This window comes from Novipirellula herctigrandis, from assembly GCA_007859835.1.
Lineage (GTDB): Bacteria > Planctomycetota > Planctomycetia > Pirellulales > Pirellulaceae > Novipirellula_A > Novipirellula_A herctigrandis.
The window spans coordinates 5,821,098-5,837,437 of sequence record SJPJ01000001.1 but is presented as its reverse complement, the minus strand read 5'-3'; the positions used below and the strand labels follow the sequence as shown (position 1 = coordinate 5,837,437).

Genomic DNA, 16,340 nt, shown 5'->3' with positions numbered 1-16,340 from the left:
TTATCGAATTGATCTTGGCGTTCATTCGCGTTTGTGTGAAACTCTCGTGCAACTTCACTGTGCTCGGAGAAACACAATGCTTGCTTTGAATCAATGGCTTGCCGCGACCGTTCTATGTTGGGGGAGTTGCAACGTTATCCTGGCGGATGAATCGGCGGCCCCTAAGTCACCCGCAGGCGTGGTCTTCTTTAGCGGCAACGAAACGTATTCGGACGCACAACTTCGCGAAGCACTCAACCGCGATGCGGACTTTTTGATCGCCAGCCACCCCATGGGCGACCGTAATTTGACTGGCTCGGTCACTGAGAAACGATTGACGGCTGGTTATCGAAACGAAGGTTTTCGAGATATTTCGGTTCAAGGAAACGATGATGTCGCCAATTTGGCTTGGACATTCGTAATCACCGAGGGAAAGCAATTCACCTGTGGTGACGTTCAAATTAGGGGCGACCTTCCAGTTCACGTTCCTGATCTTGTCGACCGGCTAACCAAGCCGTTTCCCGCCGACGATACGTTTCCCTCGTTCGTTGAAATTAATGGAAAACTGCAAACACGGTGGGTGGACGAAAACGGAAAAGAAAAGGACCTGGAGAAACCTGTCTGGAAAATAGGCGATCCCGTCCCGTTCGACTCGAATGAAACACTCCAAGCGGCATGCCGCAAAGCAATTGCAGGCCTCGGCTACTCCGATGCGATGATTTTCGTGACGATCAGTAGCGATTCAGATACGCAAACGGGCACACTGGTAATCGACGTCGCCGAAGCTGGAAAACCGAATCAGGCTAACCAGATTGTAATTCAGGGCAACGAAATCAACTCACGTGAATCGATCCTTGAGTTCGTCAACCTTGATGAAGGAGACGCAGTCGATCAACAGACGATCCAATCCGTCACGCGCCAGCTATGGGAAAGTGGCCGATTCGCTACACATCGTGTCAAGTTTGATCGTGTACAGAACGGAACATTGACCATCCATCTTGATGAAATCAAGGGATGCCCAAGTTTGGATACACCGCTCGATCAACGCGCCAAAGCATTCTTGCTTGCCGGTCAGTGGGTATCTCGGTCAATCGAAGCAGGAGGTGATCTTGAACTTTCACAAACAGCAGGTCCGCATGCGGCGCGTTTAATTCAATCCGACAAAGGGCTTTATATCGAATGGGACGTCAAAGCTGCGTCCGATCCAAATCACCAGGTTGAATTGTTTCGTATCCTAGTCGATTCAGACGTGGTCGTGATCGATCACACGAGTCATAAAAAGCAAATGCGGTTTTCTCCAATCCGTGCAGGTGGCTGTCTAAAGTATGGTGTCAAAGTCGCGGCATCGCATGACCCGACACAACATGGTCGACTGAATTTTGATTGGGCCATTCGATCGACTCGCGATGAAAACGATAGTCCGCTGCAATACGTCAGTTCATACGGATCGGCGGATTGGCTGCCTTTTGCCTATAAAGCGAAGTCTCGTTTTGAAGTTGCCGACCACCATTTGATCGCGAAGACCGAGGGCTCCACGATGGAAATCGACATGGATGCGGGTGAACTCGTGCGTTGGACCTCCGAATCGGGAGCGGTTCGGTTCCGAACCGGCGCGTTCGATGCGGCGAGGCAAGCATTGCTTGGTGATACGGCTTCAAAACCGAATGCATTTGATGCCAATGAGCCGATGACGTCCGTCGCCTCCTACTTATTGAGCGAACCGATCATGAATCGATTAGTCGAAGCAAGTGCGATGCAGGACGATCCAGCTAAATCAATCGATCCCGTACTCGTTTCGGCACTACGGAAAATGATTGACGGAGGACTACTGAGCCTCGGTGACGCCTTTATTCTTGCGGAGTACGATCGTGATCCGGCGAACGATTTTGAGATTCCCAGCAATAGGATCGCACCGAAGGCTTGGAAACAAATGGCGTTGGAATTTGCAGGCCGAACGTTACTGAGGTACTCGCCTGATTTGTTCGCCGAAGATACCTGGCCGATGCAACTGTGTCGGCAAACGGCATTTGTTGCGATGGGATCAACCGAACATACTAAGGATGTTTTGGACCAACTTCTTCGCAATCCTGATCATGGCCCGCTCTGTCACGCTTGTGTGTCATCGTTGGTCAGGTACATCAACGAAGATGCTTCGAAAACTTTTGCCCGTCGTGCGCTTGATACGTTCACCCCAGAGGCATTTCAAAATGACTACCGAAGCTTGACTTCCGCAGTAAGTGGAAAGGTCGCCACTCAAACTTTGACCTGCCTTCATGCATTGACTCAGTCGGAGCTCGATCAGCTAAAGGCATGTTTTGGAAATGAATCAAGCCAAGTCGGCTTGCAAATGCTCTACGATTTTTCGCGAAACCACCCCAACAACGAAGCACTTTTTTGGTACCAGATCGCGGAAGCACCACTACGCAAAGCGATGGAACGAACCTTGAGCCGATGAGCGATCAAAATTCAGCTCCAATACCAATTCCGATTTCCACCACAGATCGGCCTCGTCTCTTTTGGACGACCACCGCAATGGCGGTTGGCGGCTGGATACTGGTAAACGGATTAAGCATTGCCGTCTCGATGCTGTTCCAAGATGGATGGTTTTTCTATTCGAACAAGCTCCAAACGGCGGCGCAGTGTTTTTTTCATATCTCCGATGGACTGCAAACTGCGATTGCGATGCAAATTGCGGTGTGGTGGCAATGGCGTTCGCCCCATCAATCGATGTGGTGGCAATTGGCCACATTGAATCTTCTTTTCTCAGTCGTCGGATTGGTTGGAGCGATTCCTCAGTATGCGTTGGTCGATTTTGGCGAGTCATTTTTGACGATATTGGTAATTTGTTTCGGCTTTCTAATTCTCAGCGTGCCAATCTATTTACTCGCCATGCAGATTCCCTCTCAATTTTGGCAGTTTCATTTGGTCGATCGCAGTACACTCAAAGTCACCACAGAAGAAGGCAATTTGTCTTGCGATGTGTCTCGCAAGCCGACTGGATGGAGTGTCAAAGGATTGTTTGCCGCGACGCTGTTGATCGCACTCATGTTCACACTCTACCAAGCAATGCGGCGTCATTTTACGTCCCTTAGCGATCCAACGATCAGCGTTTTTTATCCGAGCACCGATTTCGGAATGTTGCTCTACCAAGCGTTTTCGATCATGACGAGCTTGGTGGTTTTATGGGCCTCCGCATGGTCATCGCTAAATGGCGGTAGACGAGTGGGAGTGATCATTCTGTTTGCCGTCGTTGCGGTCGATACGATCGCTGAATTGGCTTACATGATTATGCTCAACGGATACGATGGGGTGATCCTCGATATGTGGAAAGAGACACTATTTGACGTCGCACTTTCAAGCATCAGCATCTATTTGATGAGCCGATGGTTTTTCGCACGGTGGGCTAGGGCAGGGTATCGACTGAGTGGATGGGTACGCAGCCGGAATCTCGTTGTCGAGAACAACACTTAGCCAATCCGCTGTTTGTAAATGCCTGAAAGTCACTGATAGCATTGAATCCCTTATCCTTCTACCAATCGCTAGAACAAGTTTGCTTGCATTGGGTTTGGGGCGTTTTCAATTTGGATTGGATCATTTGGTGACAACCGAAGGGGTGCGAAGCATCGTTGCCCCCGTCGCGTATTGCCAGGCAGAATGGTCATCCCATTTGCGAATTGGATTCTGCTTTCCTCTCCGTGAAGATGCTTAAAATCGAATGATTTCCGGGTGGTTTTTGCGGCGAATAAACCAGTGGTTACCCCGCTGGACTGCTAAGCGGTCAACGGAATGACGCAAAACGTCCTTCAATCGGTCTTCCCTTCTTTCATCGATTTTCCCTAAAGTCTGGGCGTCATTTGTCCGAGGCCTCGTTGATGGAGCGACGACGGTTTGAATCGATTTCCCGCTATTCTGCTGCTTCTGCTGATCACTGGGGTGTTGGCTGCGCCTGTCGCGGTTGCACAGTCGACCACGACGACGCCGACAATCGTCCAGCAAGAACCGCTAAAAATCCCCGTGCAAACGCTCGACGTGCTCGGTGGTGGCCCGGAGCATTGGACCAGCCCCGAAGGATTAACCAGTAGCCTCAAAGTGCTGTTGCTACTGACCGTACTCAGTATGGCACCTGCCGTTTTGCTGATGACGACCTGCTACGTTCGCATCATCATTGTGCTTGGTTTGCTTCGCCAGGCGATCGGTTTACAGTCGTTGCCGCCTAGCCAAGTGATGACCAGCATCGCGTTATTTATGACGCTATTCGTGATGACTCCCGTATGGACTCGCGTTTACGACGATGCGATCAAACCATACACCGATCCTGACGTGACAATGTCGATGGAAGAAGCCTACGATGCGGGTTCGGTTCCGATTCGCGAGTTTATGTCTCGGCAAATTGATGTCGCTGGAAATCACGAAGACGTCCATTTGTTTTACACGTACATGGACCCTGACGCTCCACTACCGAGTTCGTTCGAAGACGTTCCGTTACGTGTACTGCTGCCCGCATTCATTTTGAGCGAGTTGAAAACCGCATTCTTGATGGGGTTTCAGATTTACTTGCCGTTTTTAATCGTTGACCTTGTTGTCGCCAGCGTCACGATCTCAATGGGGATGCTGATGTTGCCACCGGCGGTAATTTCGATGCCGTTCAAGTTGTTGCTATTCGTGCTTGTCGACGGATGGCGGTTGGTGGTGGAAATGTTGATGAATAGTTTTGGAACACTTGGTTAGGATTCACTTGTGATAGACGCTTCCACCGCAGTCGATCTATGTCGGCAAACGCTAATCTCAACCGTTATCATTGCGGCTCCGATGTTGCTCGTTGGCATGGCGGCTGGTTTGGCGATCGGCCTTCTGCAAGCTTTGACACAAGTGCAAGACCAGACCGTTTCGTTTGTTCCAAAGATATTTGCGATGGCTGCAATCATGGTTGCCTGCATGCCATGGATGCTCAATCGGATGGTCGAATTTACACGAATGATGTTTGAAAACGCAGGATCACCGTAATGAACGGTTCCGATTTCGGGTCACTGGTCCAGTGGGCGATTGACCACTTGGTGCTCGGCATTCTCGTTCTCACTCGGCTCAGCACATTGCTAATGTCGATGCCCGCGATCAGTGTCGGGGTCCCACGCCGCGTCCGTGCGATGTTAGCGATAGTGTTGACGCTCCTTTTATTACCACCGGTTGCTGCTCAAACCGCACCGGGATCGCTACCGCATATCGACAACTTGATTGACTTGACAATCGCGATCGCTCGCGAAGGCGTGGTCGGCTTACTGATCGGATCGACGATCCAGTTGATAATCACCGGAATGCAATTGGGAGGCGAAGCAATTAGTGGGACCGGCGCGATGCAGCTAGGCAATTCTCTCGATCCAACGACAACCAATAGCATGCCCACACTTTCCAAGTTGATCGGACTGCTTGTGACCGCAGTGATGCTTGGTATCGGCGGGCATCGGATGATCCTTGGGATTTTGGTCGATAGTTTCAAGACGCTTCCCGCAGGCAACATCACGTTCAGTGATTCGATGATGACGCTCATCGTGGATCAATTGAGTGCGGGGATGAGTGCGGGTATCCGAGTGGCCGCCCCCGTGATCGCCGCTCTTGTGTTGAGCAACTTATTGACCGGTTTGATTAGTCGAACACTACCTCAGATCAATGTTTTGGGGATCGGATTTAGCCTCAATGTGTCAGCACTTTTAGTCGTCACGACGATAACGATTGGGACCGCAGGTTTGATCTTTCAACATGAGTTAACAGCCGTTGCCCATCGTTTTAGTGAGCTATGGTGATAAGTCATGGCCGACACGAGTGGCGACAAGAAGCATTCAGCAACCGAGAAGCGGCGGAGGCAAGCGAGAGAGCAAGGCCAAGTCGTTCGCAGCCAAGATCTTACCAGCGCCGCGTTGCTGTTAGCCGCACTGGGGTCACTATGGATGTTCGGCGGACCTGCATGCGAAACCATCGCCGGCGTAATGGCCGATGCGTTTTCGACGCCCCACCTGACTCCGGTAAGCACCACCGATGCGTCAAATTGGCTTCTCAGGACGGGTGCTCGCCTTGGGATTGCCGCGGTCCCAATATTGATCACGATGATGGCAGCGGCGATCTTAATCAACGTAACGCAAACAGGCCTCATTCTTTCACCGGAAAAACTCGCACCCAAACTCAGCAATATCAGCCCATTGTCGGGTGCCAAGCGAATCCTATCAGCTCAAGGTGTCGCTAGATTGGGCTTTGGCATTTTCAAAATCAGCATTGTCGCTGTGGTGGCATACTATGGCCTATGTCATTACCAAGATCCAATTTTGGGTCTGGCGTCGATGTCGATTCCACAAATCGCTAGCACGTTGTTTCATAGCCTGCTTGGGGTCTTCGTTTGGATCGGAACAGCGTTGTTTATTTTGGCCATTTTTGAATATGCATTTCAGAAATGGAAATACGAACAAGACCTAATGATGACCGACCAAGAGCTAAGGGACGAGATGAAAGAAACCGAAGGGGACCCACAAGTAGCGGCCCGCCGGCGACAAGTCCAACGCCAAATGATTATGCAGCGAATAGACAGTGAAGTTCCCAAAGCGGACGTGGTTGTGTCGAATCCAACCGAGCTAGCGATTGCGATTCAATATGATCCGACGACGATGCCGGCGCCGATTGTCTTAGCCAAAGGCGCTGGCACGATTGCCCAGAAAATCCGCCGACTTGCACTCGAAAATAGCATCCCTGTGGTGGAACGTAAGCCACTGGCACAGTTACTATACAAAACCGTTGACGTTGGCGAAGCGATTCCAGCCGAGCAATACCAAGCGGTTGCCGAAGTACTTCGCTATGTCTATCAACTGCAAGGCAAGGACGTCCCGCGGGCAGCTTAGTCTCAATTCCATTTCGATCCCGTTAATTTGACACGCTCAACAATGGCTCTGAGTTGAGTGCTAGCTCGGCCGAGCCAGTGCCCTGAGTTGCAAAGCAAGTCAAACGTTGCGTTGAAGAACGTTGCGTTGAAGATCGCAAAACTGCAAAAAATGCCCGAACCGTTGACTTGGCTAGGCACTCTTCCTTATGATGCCGGTATGAACAACACTCTGCTCCTCCTAGCGAACTTGCTACTTCCACGCTTCGGCGGCGGGTGATGAGGGTTTGTTTGGACCGTAAAACGCGGTCAAAAAGAAAAAAAGACATGAAACCCGAGTCGCCAAGCGGCTCGGGTTTTTTTATGTTTTGCGTTCACCAATTTTTTACTTGAAAGGGGTATCTCGAGATGCCACAGTCCGCGTCTGAAGGCGAAAACGCCACCGAAACAGCGACAACTGCACCCGAACCACGCATGATCCGTATCTTTGATACGACGTTGCGTGATGGCGAGCAATCGCCTGGGGCGAGCATGAACTTGGCCGAAAAGCTCGAAGTCGCTCAAGTCTTGGCGGAGCTCGGCGTGGACATCATCGAAGCAGGATTCCCGATCGCCTCGCCGGGTGACTTTGAGTCCGTCAAGCAGATCGCTCAAACCGTTCGTGGTTCAACCATTTGTGGATTGGCGAGGTGTAGTGACAAAGACATCGATGCTGCCTGGGAAGCGGTTAAGTATGCACCACAGGCGCGCATCCATGTTTTTTTGGCAACCAGTGCTATTCATCGCGAATTTAAACTGCGAATGACACCCGACGAAATTGTTGAACGGGCAGTCGCCGGAGTTCGTCGGGCAGCGAAATATTGTGACGACATCGAGTTTTCTCCCGAAGATGGCTGCCGGACCGAGCACGATTTTCTTTGCCGAGTCGTCGAAGCAGCGGTCGATGCCGGAGCAACGACGATCAACGTGCCCGACACCGTCGGCTATACCACGCCGAATGAAATTTTTGAGCGTTTCACGATGCTGCGTGAACGCGTACCGAACATGGACAAAGCGGTCCTCAGTACGCATTGCCACAATGATTTAGGGATGGCCGTTGCCAATAGCTTATCAGCCGTCGCAGCAGGAGCGGGGCAAATTGAATGCACCATTAACGGTATCGGCGAACGAGCCGGTAACGCAGGATTAGAAGAAGTGGTGATGGCACTCAAAACGCGACGCGACTTCTATCACTGCGACACTCGGATTGTGACCAAACGTTTGGTTCCCACCAGCCGATTGGTTAGCAAGACGACCGGGTTGCAGGTTCAACGGAACAAAGCAATTGTCGGTCGAAATGCATTTGCGCACGAATCAGGAATTCACCAGGACGGCATGCTTAAAGAACGCAGCACGTACGAGATCATGCTGCCCGAAGAAGTCGGTTTCGCGAAAACGGATTTGGTGCTTGGCAAACATAGTGGCCGAGCGGCATTGGCTGATCGCGCGAAAACGCTTGGGTTCACTTTGACGAGCGAACAATTGCAATCGGTGTTTGAGCAATTCAAAACCCTCGCCGATAAGAAGAAAGAAATCTATGACGGTGATATCATCGCGTTGGTGCAAAACCAGATCAGCGGCGGCATGGAACAAGAATGGACATTGATTTCATACACCGTCACTAGCGGCACAGGGCGTACACCCTCGGTCGAAGTGACGCTGCGTCATGGTGGTACCGATTGCACCGAGAAAGTCGAACAGGGCGATGGGCCAATCGATGCTGCGTTCTGGGCCGTAGAAAAAATCACGGAAATTGAATTGATTTGCAAAGATTTTTCCGTGCGAAGCGCTTCACTTGGCCGAGATGCGATTGGCGAAGTGAATTTGGAAGTCGAGCACAAGGGACGCAGTTACCGCGGTGTCGGTGTCAGTACCGACAGTGTCGAAAGCACAATCCTTGCGATGCTTAACGCGATCAACCGAATCATCAGCGAGAAGTAGCCTACTTCTCTCCAGAGTCGCCAAATTCGTCGGATGCATCCGCTTCGTCCGACTCATCGGATTCATCTAATGCATCCGGTTCGTCAACGAAGAAACCGAGGCCAAGTTCATCGAGCAAATCGGGCACATCGTTCGATTCTGCTGGCATTGGCAATCGCAATTCACCCGTGAGCGGATCAGGACGCAATTTCAGAGAGTCTTCGTCCGGCTCGAACGATGTTTCGCCACGAAACATTTCAATTTCCGTCTCTTCGCTCGCAAGTTCACCCTCCTCCTGCCCAGGTTCCATTTCTAGCGGTTCAATCGATTCATGCCCGGTCGTCTCGAACTCCATCAAATCGGGATCGGTAGCCTCAATCTCGATCGTCTCAAGCTCGGACGTTTGAAGCTCTTTCGTTTCGAGTTCCGCATTTTCGAGCACTCTGTTTTCAAGCTCAGGCGTTTCTTCCTCACCGAGCAAATCGCCCACATGTAGAGGCTCTCGGTCGGCTTCCATGTCGATCGTATCCGCGTCGGGTGGTGATGCTTGGGGTGAATCATCCGCAAGTTCGACATCGGCGACTTCCACCAATTTGACTTCGTCTTCGTGAGGCAGCGGATCAAGTTCCGTGTCATCCTCCTCGGCCTCGGAAACGAATTCAGAAGCTTCAAGTTCAGAAGCTTCAAGTTGGAGCACTTCAGCCTCAGGCACTTCAAGTTCAGGCACTTCAAGTTCAGGCACTTCAAGTTCAGGCAATTCACCCTCGGGCAATTCAACCTCGGGCATTTCGCTAAGTTGCTCATCCACTTCCACGACACCAATTGCACCAGCAGTGAGTGCGGCGGACGTTGCTGCAGCCGCAGCACCTTGCCAACTGGATGGATCCTCAACGACCTCTTGCGATTCGATTGCGCCAAGATCGTCTACATCACCTTTCGGACTCGTGACGAAGGCTTCCAATGCTGGCATCGGAGTCATCGGACGCTTCAGAAAAATTTCCTCGACGTTCCCTCGCAAGATACGATAGCCAAGCTCAATCGCTTTTTCTTCACTCCATCCATTCATACCTACGAAATGTTCGGCCAAAATACTCGCCAGGATTTGTCGATACATGTCAAACTTGGGCCAAACGAATTCAAGTTTATATGCGTCGCTGTAGTAGCCGATTTGCTTGGTCATCGGAACCGCTTCCAAACGAGCCGATGCGTCGCGGTGAATGAACGATGGTGTGTTGCTATACCACCAATGCCCGCTGGTGAACACATTCGGAAAGATCCACGCGTAGCTAACTAATTCTTGATTGGTGACACTGGCCAAAACCGAAATCGGAAATTTCACGTCGGCAAACGTGTTGAACAACTCACGGTACTGGATTAACGACACTCGACTATCGTAAAGGTCTTGGCCTTGATAAACACCGTTCGCATAAACACCACGATTGACGCCGATCATCAAGTCGAATGGCAAATCAAATTCGTCACAAAGCTCTGCAAGCATCCAAAAAACGGATCGTGAAAAAGCGTTCTTCTGTGTCTCATCAGCTGATTCGCTTTTCTGCAACATTGCATCGAGCGAATTGATGGCGCGACCTTCGGTGACCATCGCCGGCTCGAATGTCGGTGGCAACGAAATGGCACATGCGCGAGCACCATTGCTGGTAAAATGTTCGAAACGCTGACGCAAAGCTTCCCGCAAACTGCTCAGTGAAGCGGACAACGAAACGCCGCTGGATCGTTCAAGTCGTTCGCGAGTTTCTCGCTGATGGAATTTGAACACCAAGTCATCCGTTCGCAGACACGGAATGTATGTCTCGGTATCAAAACCAGTGAGTTCATCATCGAAATCGTTCGTTAGAAATACCGATCGAACATTGCTTTTTTCGAGAACGGTTTGAGACCAATCGGCGGCCGACATTGCTTGCTCGGCTTTGTCATAAAGCGTCTCCCAATTGGATGTGTCGAGGCGATCCGATTCGAATCCGAAAAACTTTTGGCAGATCGCAACCAACCATTGGTATTGGGACGTATTCTCGATCGGGTGCAGGTTCTCAACCAACCGGCGAACCAGTTCTTTGGGAGCTATGTCCGGCTCCTCCATCTGATCCTTGGGCATTCCGGCTGAATGGGCCAACTCGGTGTAGTAGTGGTAGCCCAATAAATCTGCGAGCGTCCGCGATGCGGGGGCGTGAGGGTTGATGTGAGTATGTGGATCGATCAATTCGACCGCAGAAATTGCTTGGTAAATCGTATCTCGGGTAGGGTGAGGCATAGTCGAGCGGTGGGTAGAGATGAAGCCTTAAGAAGCAAGTTACTCCGATTCTGAGTATCATACATCGAATTGAAGGCAAATGCCCGGAAAGTAGACATGGTTACAGCTGCCATTTTGTAAAATGGCACGAGGTTAAAACGACACGCCAGAGCGGAAATATTGCACATACAATTTGTCAAAAAACGCAGAAACTGGGCCGGACAAACCGATTCTGCCGATTGAGCGAGGAAATTACGACGCATTGACCCGCAAAATAACTTCGCCATTGACGCATGGCCGCTCTACAATGGAACCGCTACGCCGACGAGCCGTTTGTTGTTCCTTTTCCGGTTCCACCTAATCTTTCGTAGCCGCTTCCTAAGCAACTAGTTTCGATGCGTCTGGAGTTTGTGTTTTGAATCCCCGTAGTGATCACCCCCACGAAAGCTCAATCGATCCTCTCGACGAATCTGACTATGTCAATGATTTTCAGGAACTGCGATTTGACTCGACCAAAGACACGATTGTTGAAAGCGGAAATCTCTTTGATACAGACGAGTGCGATTTAACCGGTGAAATACGAGTTGCCACTAAAGTGGTTCCACCTCCGGTACATCGATTGACGCCGGCGTCTGACGAAAGCGAAAAACCGGCTGAGGGGGATAAGTCGCTTTCTCAAACCGGTTCGCAAGCTCGCGGATCGGATCCAATTGTTCAAAGCTTGATGCTCCTGACCACCATGGCGGTCATGTTGGCAGCGGCTCGATTCGCAGTCCCCCAAATTGTCGAAGAGATACGTTACGCTTGGCACCGTGGCGAATTGCGAGCCGAATACGACACCGGTAACGAAGGCTTGAAGAATGTTTCGCTCGATAGCTTGAGCGAAGCCTATCAAATGGTCACCGCTGCGGTGGGACCGAGCGTCGTGCATATCAATGTGTCACGCCACTCAGAGCCGGACCATGGTTCGATCGCCAAAGTCATGCGTTCCGAAGCGTTGATGGTTGCAGATCAAGGCAGTGGAGTGGTCGTCGACAAAGCAGGATATTTGGTAACCAACCGCCACGTAATTATGGATGGCGAGGACATCCAAGTGACGCTGAGTGATGGGCGTCGTGTGGAAGCTACCGTGGTTGGGACCGATCTTTTGACCGACGTAGCAGTTTTGAAAGTCAGTGCAAACAGCTTGATGCCAATTGTTTGGGGCGATAGTGATCGATGCCGAGTCGGTTCGCCGGTGTGGGCCGTAGGAAGTCCGTTCGGACTTGATCGTACCGTCACGTTCGGTATTTTGAGCGGCAAGCACCGAATGGTTCGCGCAAGTACTCAGTACCAGGATTTCATGCAAAGCGATGTTGCGGTCAATCCCGGCAACAGCGGTGGGCCACTGGTCGACTCTCGCGGAAGACTCGTGGGAATCAACACTGCGATTGTAGGTGATACTTACCAAGGAGTAAGTTTCTCGATCCCCAGTAACGTCGTTCGGCAAGTCTACGAGCGACTCAAAACCACAGGCAAAGTTGAACGGGGCTGGCTCGGCGTCGGATTAGCGGATGTGGAGGATGATCAATTGATCGGCTCCGACGCGAGAATCCGAGGGGCGATGGTCAGTGCAGTAACCGATTCCAAATCACCGGCAGCCCGTGCAGGGTTGAAGGTTGGCGATCTGATTGTCGGCGTCAACGGGCAACCGATTGCGGATGTCGGGCATTTAATGCGAATGATCGGTGATTCAACCGCTAATACGGTTGTCGAAGTGGAATTCTACCGCAGGGACGAAAAGATTAAGGTGCCGGTACGCTTAGGGGTTCGCCCAGAACTGTAAGTCAAACTGCTTCCAAATGCCGCGTTTACCAACATTTTTCGGCAATTGCACTGCTGGCATCTCCGTCTAGGATAGAGGCGTTCCGTGAAGCCCCGTTGGGGGAAGTTACGAAGACGACGCCCGATGCGTGAGAAACGTGATCCCCGAGCAACGCACGTTCCTCGAAAAAGCATCACCTCGGCCAACAATTCAAGGACAAAAACTTGGCTTACAGCCTGGGTGTTTTTCGTTTTTTTCGCTATCCTGGCACAAAACGGACCCCAAATAGAACGGCCCGCTCCATGCCGATGGACGCAAATGCCGGTGAACTCAACTCCCACCCCAAATTTATCTTATGAAATGCCTGTCTCCTAGATTAACCGCTACCACTGCGTTTGCATTGGCACTTCTTTGTCTCTCTTGCCAATCAACCGTCCTAGCGGATGCTCCCGACTCAGCAAGGGTTGGAATCACCCAAGAGAAGCCTGCTGATGGTCCCTCGGTGGAAATCGAAGGTGGATACATGATTCCGTACACTCTAAAAATCCCCGGAACCGACGTGACGATCGACATGGTTCCGGTTCCTGGTGGCACATTCAAGTTTGGAAGCCCCGATGACGAGGCGGATCGCGAAGACAGCGAAGGACCTCAAATTGAGGTGAACGTCGATCCGATGTGGGTAGCCAAAACCGAAACGACATGGGGACAGTATCGCGAATACATGAAGCTCTATGCGGTATTTAAGCAATTCGAAGCAAACGGCGTTCGCGCGGTGGATGACACCAACAAAGTCGACGCAATTACCGCGCCGACCGAGCTCTATGACCCTAGTTTCACTTACGAGTATGGCGAAGAGGACGACCAACCCGCCGTTACAATCACCCAGTACTCAGCCCAACAGTTCACCAAATGGCTTAGCGGTGTGACGGGACAACAATTCCGTTTGCCGACCGAGGCCGAATGGGAATACACAGCTCGTGGCGGCACAGATTCCGCATATAGCTGGGGCGATTCGGCGGACGATGCTGACGATTACGCTTGGTATTTTGACAATTCCGACGATGGACTTGGTGTCGTTGCCACGAAAGAGCCAAATCCGTTCGGCCTTTACGATATGCATGGCAATGCAGCTGAATGGACGATGAATCAATTCACCAAAGACGGCTACCAATCGTTTGCTGACAAGGCCCCTTTGAACGCGATCGATGTGGTGGCGTGGCCGACCATGTCAACGGAATGTGTTATACGCGGCGGCAGTTTCTTGATGGACGCTGAACAACTTCGAAGTGCGTTTCGGTTACCTTCGGACGATGAACCTTGGAAAGGCGACGATCCGAATTTCCCACGTAGCCCATGGTGGTTCACCAGCGATTGGGGACGGGGCATTGGTTTTCGCATTTTCCGTTCCCACAAACCGCTCGACAAAGAGCTGATTACAAAGTTTTGGGAACCCAATGCCGAAGACGTCGTTAGCGATGTAGAATCCCGGATTATGGGCGGACGCGGTGGCTGGGGATTGGTTGATCCCGAACTGCCAGCGGCAATCGAAGCGATCGACAAGTAACCGATTTTCATGGTTCAAGCGTCGTGGAACTCGCGGAGAGTTCCTCGCAACTCACCTAACGGGAAGTCTCTGCGACCTCCCCTACAAGAACATTATTTTTCGAGAAGACTCTGTGTACGAAACCCTTGCTGTTGTTGGCGCTACCGGTGCCGTTGGACGTATCGTTTTAGAGCAATTGCAACAACGCAATTTGCCATTTAAGAAGCTTAAGCTACTCGCGTCGGAGCGATCGGTCGGTAAAGAAGTTCGCTTTAACGGCGAAGCGATCAAGGTCGAATTACTCGCACCGGGAGCTTTCAAGAATGTTGACCTCGCCATTGGCAGCACGCCTGACGAAATCGCGGCTGAATTCGTGCCGTACGCTGTGAAAGAAGGTGCGGTGGTCGTCGATGAAAGCGGATATTGGCGTATGGACCCGAAGGTTCCGTTGATCATTCCCGAAGTGAACCCCGATGCGGCCAACAAACACGAAGGCATTCTGGCTAGCCCGAATTGCAGCACCACACAAATGGTCGTTGCACTGGCACCACTACATCAGGTGGCTCGGGTCACGCGAGTGGTCGTTAGCACTTATCAAGCAACCAGTGGTGCGGGGCTGCCGGGAAGCGAAGAGCTGAACGACAGCGTCCGCAGTGCATTGGTCGGACAAACTCATCCGCCAAAGACGTTCCAACACCCAATCGGATTCAACTTGATTCCGCAAATTGGATCGTCCAAGTACGAGGGCTACACCAGCGAAGAGATGAAGATGGTGTACGAAACTCAAAAGATTCTCGGGGACGACGGCATCCAAGTTTGCCCCACCTGCGTCCGAGTCCCTGTTACGAACGGGCACAGTGAATCCATTTTGGTGGAAACGGAGAAACACATTTCGGTTGAAGAGGCAAAGGAACTGTTTGAAGCATTCGAGGGCATTACGGTCGTCGACGATCTTCCTAACAATCAGTACCCGATGCCTCGCGATTGCGAAGGAAAAGACGATGTGTTCGTGGGCCGAATCCGCAAGGACATCAGCAGCCCCAACGGCATCGCGTTCTGGTGCGTCAGCGACAATCTTCGTAAAGGTGCCGCAACGAACGCCGTTCAAATTGCCGAACTATTGATGAAACGGTCGTAACTGATTCGGACTCAAATGCGTGCGCACGTTCAAGATCACTGTTGCCTATGACGGAACCGACTTCGCCGGCTGGCAAATCCAACCGCGACGAACCACGGTCCAAGGGATGCTTGAACGTGCCTTAGTCAAATTGACGGGTGAGCGAGTCGCTGTGACCGGCAGCGGCCGAACCGACTCGGGGGTCCACGCCCTCGCACAAGTTGCCAGTTTCCAAACGCCTCATTGGCGAGCGACGGCAGCTGATCTAGTCAAGGCAATGAACGTCAACTTGCCGCCTACGATCGTCGTACTGGATTGTGTCGACGCCCCAGATTCATTCCATGCAATCGCCGATGCCCAGGGAAAACGCTATCGGTATCAGCTTCAACTTGGCGGAATCCGAAACGCATTCGACCACCGTTTTCGCTGGCAAGTTCACGGTGACACCGATGTGGCAGCTATCGAATCGGCCTGTGAGCATTTCCTTGGTAAACATGACTTCGCGAGCTTTCAAGCATCACGTAGTCCAAGAAAAACCACGGTTCGCACAATCCGAGCATGCGAGCTCATTCGGGAATCATCATCACCAATCGACGGCGAGCGAATTTCGATTGAAGTCGAAGCCGATGGTTTTCTTTACAACATGGTTCGCAACATTGTTGGAACGCTTGTGGAAATCGGCAAAGGCAAACACAGCCCGTCCTGGATCACCGAAGTCATCGCGATGGTCAACCGCGATGCAGCAGGCCCGACGGCACCGCCACATGGATTGTTCTTAAAACAAGTCCACTACTTACCATTCTAAATCATAAAATGATCTAGATCAGACCC

General features: G+C 51.5%; 12 protein-coding genes. 11 read left to right on the top strand and 1 reads right to left on the bottom strand.

The window, feature by feature from the left end; translation table 11 throughout:
- Window positions 1-76 precede the first annotated feature (76 nt).
- From CA13_RS21395 to CA13_RS21365, 7 genes are all read left to right on the top strand, one after another.
- On the top strand, window positions 77-2,434 hold the full coding sequence (locus tag CA13_RS21395; RefSeq protein WP_146400095.1) for a BamA/TamA family outer membrane protein: 2,358 nt from the start codon (window positions 77-79) through the stop codon (window positions 2,432-2,434).
- Window positions 2,431-3,450 carry a hypothetical protein gene (locus CA13_RS21390; RefSeq protein WP_146400093.1) on the top strand — a complete coding sequence of 340 codons (1,020 nt, stop codon included), beginning with the start codon at window positions 2,431-2,433 and terminating at the stop codon, window positions 3,448-3,450. The genes CA13_RS21395 and CA13_RS21390 overlap by 4 nt, the downstream gene beginning before the upstream one ends.
- A 513-nt stretch (window positions 3,451-3,963) precedes the next feature.
- Window positions 3,964-4,707, top strand: a complete 744-nt coding sequence (gene fliP / locus CA13_RS21385; RefSeq protein WP_419195136.1) for a flagellar type III secretion system pore protein FliP — start codon at window positions 3,964-3,966, stop codon at window positions 4,705-4,707.
- 9 nt (window positions 4,708-4,716) lie between these two features.
- Complete coding sequence (gene fliQ / locus CA13_RS21380; protein WP_146400090.1) at window positions 4,717-4,983, top strand: flagellar biosynthesis protein FliQ; 267 nt, start codon at window positions 4,717-4,719, stop codon at window positions 4,981-4,983.
- Window positions 4,983-5,777, top strand: a complete 795-nt coding sequence (locus CA13_RS21375; protein ID WP_146400088.1) for a flagellar biosynthetic protein FliR — start codon at window positions 4,983-4,985, stop codon at window positions 5,775-5,777. Before fliQ ends, CA13_RS21375 begins: the two co-directional genes overlap by 1 nt.
- A gap of 6 nt (window positions 5,778-5,783) precedes the next feature.
- Window positions 5,784-6,860 carry a flagellar biosynthesis protein FlhB gene (flhB, locus tag CA13_RS21370; RefSeq protein WP_146400086.1) on the top strand — a complete coding sequence of 359 codons (1,077 nt, stop codon included), beginning with the start codon at window positions 5,784-5,786 and terminating at the stop codon, window positions 6,858-6,860.
- A gap of 452 nt (window positions 6,861-7,312) precedes the next feature.
- Window positions 7,313-8,818 carry a 2-isopropylmalate synthase gene (locus CA13_RS21365; RefSeq protein ID WP_419195135.1) on the top strand — a complete coding sequence of 502 codons (1,506 nt, stop codon included), beginning with the start codon at window positions 7,313-7,315 and terminating at the stop codon, window positions 8,816-8,818.
- Between the two features lies 1 nt (window position 8,819).
- Here the strand turns inward: CA13_RS21365 and CA13_RS21360 are convergent, their stop codons facing one another.
- Window positions 8,820-11,066 (bottom strand): glucuronate isomerase, encoded by a 2,247-nt coding sequence (locus tag CA13_RS21360; protein WP_146400082.1) that lies wholly within the window; start codon window positions 11,064-11,066, stop codon window positions 8,820-8,822.
- A gap of 394 nt (window positions 11,067-11,460) precedes the next feature.
- Here CA13_RS21360 and CA13_RS21355 point away from each other — a divergent pair, with 394 nt between their 5' ends.
- The 4 genes from CA13_RS21355 to truA all read left to right on the top strand — a co-directional run bounded on the left by CA13_RS21355 (window position 11,461) and on the right by truA (window position 16,314).
- Window positions 11,461-12,870 carry a S1C family serine protease gene (locus CA13_RS21355; protein WP_146400080.1) on the top strand — a complete coding sequence of 470 codons (1,410 nt, stop codon included), beginning with the start codon at window positions 11,461-11,463 and terminating at the stop codon, window positions 12,868-12,870.
- A gap of 334 nt (window positions 12,871-13,204) precedes the next feature.
- Window positions 13,205-14,413 (top strand): formylglycine-generating enzyme family protein, encoded by a 1,209-nt coding sequence (locus CA13_RS21350; protein ID WP_146400078.1) that lies wholly within the window; start codon window positions 13,205-13,207, stop codon window positions 14,411-14,413.
- A 112-nt stretch (window positions 14,414-14,525) separates the two neighbouring features.
- The gene (locus CA13_RS21345) at window positions 14,526-15,530 is read left to right on the top strand and encodes an aspartate-semialdehyde dehydrogenase (RefSeq protein WP_146400076.1); all 1,005 of its coding nucleotides are present in this window, start codon (window positions 14,526-14,528) and stop codon (window positions 15,528-15,530) included.
- A gap of 19 nt (window positions 15,531-15,549) precedes the next feature.
- Window positions 15,550-16,314, top strand: a complete 765-nt coding sequence (gene truA, locus CA13_RS21340; protein WP_146400074.1) for a tRNA pseudouridine(38-40) synthase TruA — start codon at window positions 15,550-15,552, stop codon at window positions 16,312-16,314.
- Window positions 16,315-16,340: the final 26 nt, after the last annotated feature.

What these genes read in the sequence shown, in the direction of transcription:
- CA13_RS21395 (WP_146400095.1), top strand. Translation starts at nt 77, where the DNA reads ATGCTTGCTTTGAATCAATGGCTTGCCGCGACCGTTCTATGTTGGGGG.
- CA13_RS21390 (WP_146400093.1), top strand. Translation starts at nt 2,431, where the DNA reads ATGAGCGATCAAAATTCAGCTCCAATACCAATTCCGATTTCCACCACA.
- CA13_RS21375 (WP_146400088.1), top strand. Translation starts at nt 4,983, where the DNA reads ATGAACGGTTCCGATTTCGGGTCACTGGTCCAGTGGGCGATTGACCAC.
- flhB (WP_146400086.1), top strand. Translation starts at nt 5,784, where the DNA reads ATGGCCGACACGAGTGGCGACAAGAAGCATTCAGCAACCGAGAAGCGG.
- CA13_RS21365 (WP_419195135.1), top strand. Translation starts at nt 7,313, where the DNA reads ATGATCCGTATCTTTGATACGACGTTGCGTGATGGCGAGCAATCGCCT.
- CA13_RS21360 (WP_146400082.1), bottom strand. Translation starts at nt 11,066, where the DNA reads ATGCCTCACCCTACCCGAGATACGATTTACCAAGCAATTTCTGCGGTC.
- CA13_RS21350 (WP_146400078.1), top strand. Translation starts at nt 13,205, where the DNA reads ATGAAATGCCTGTCTCCTAGATTAACCGCTACCACTGCGTTTGCATTG.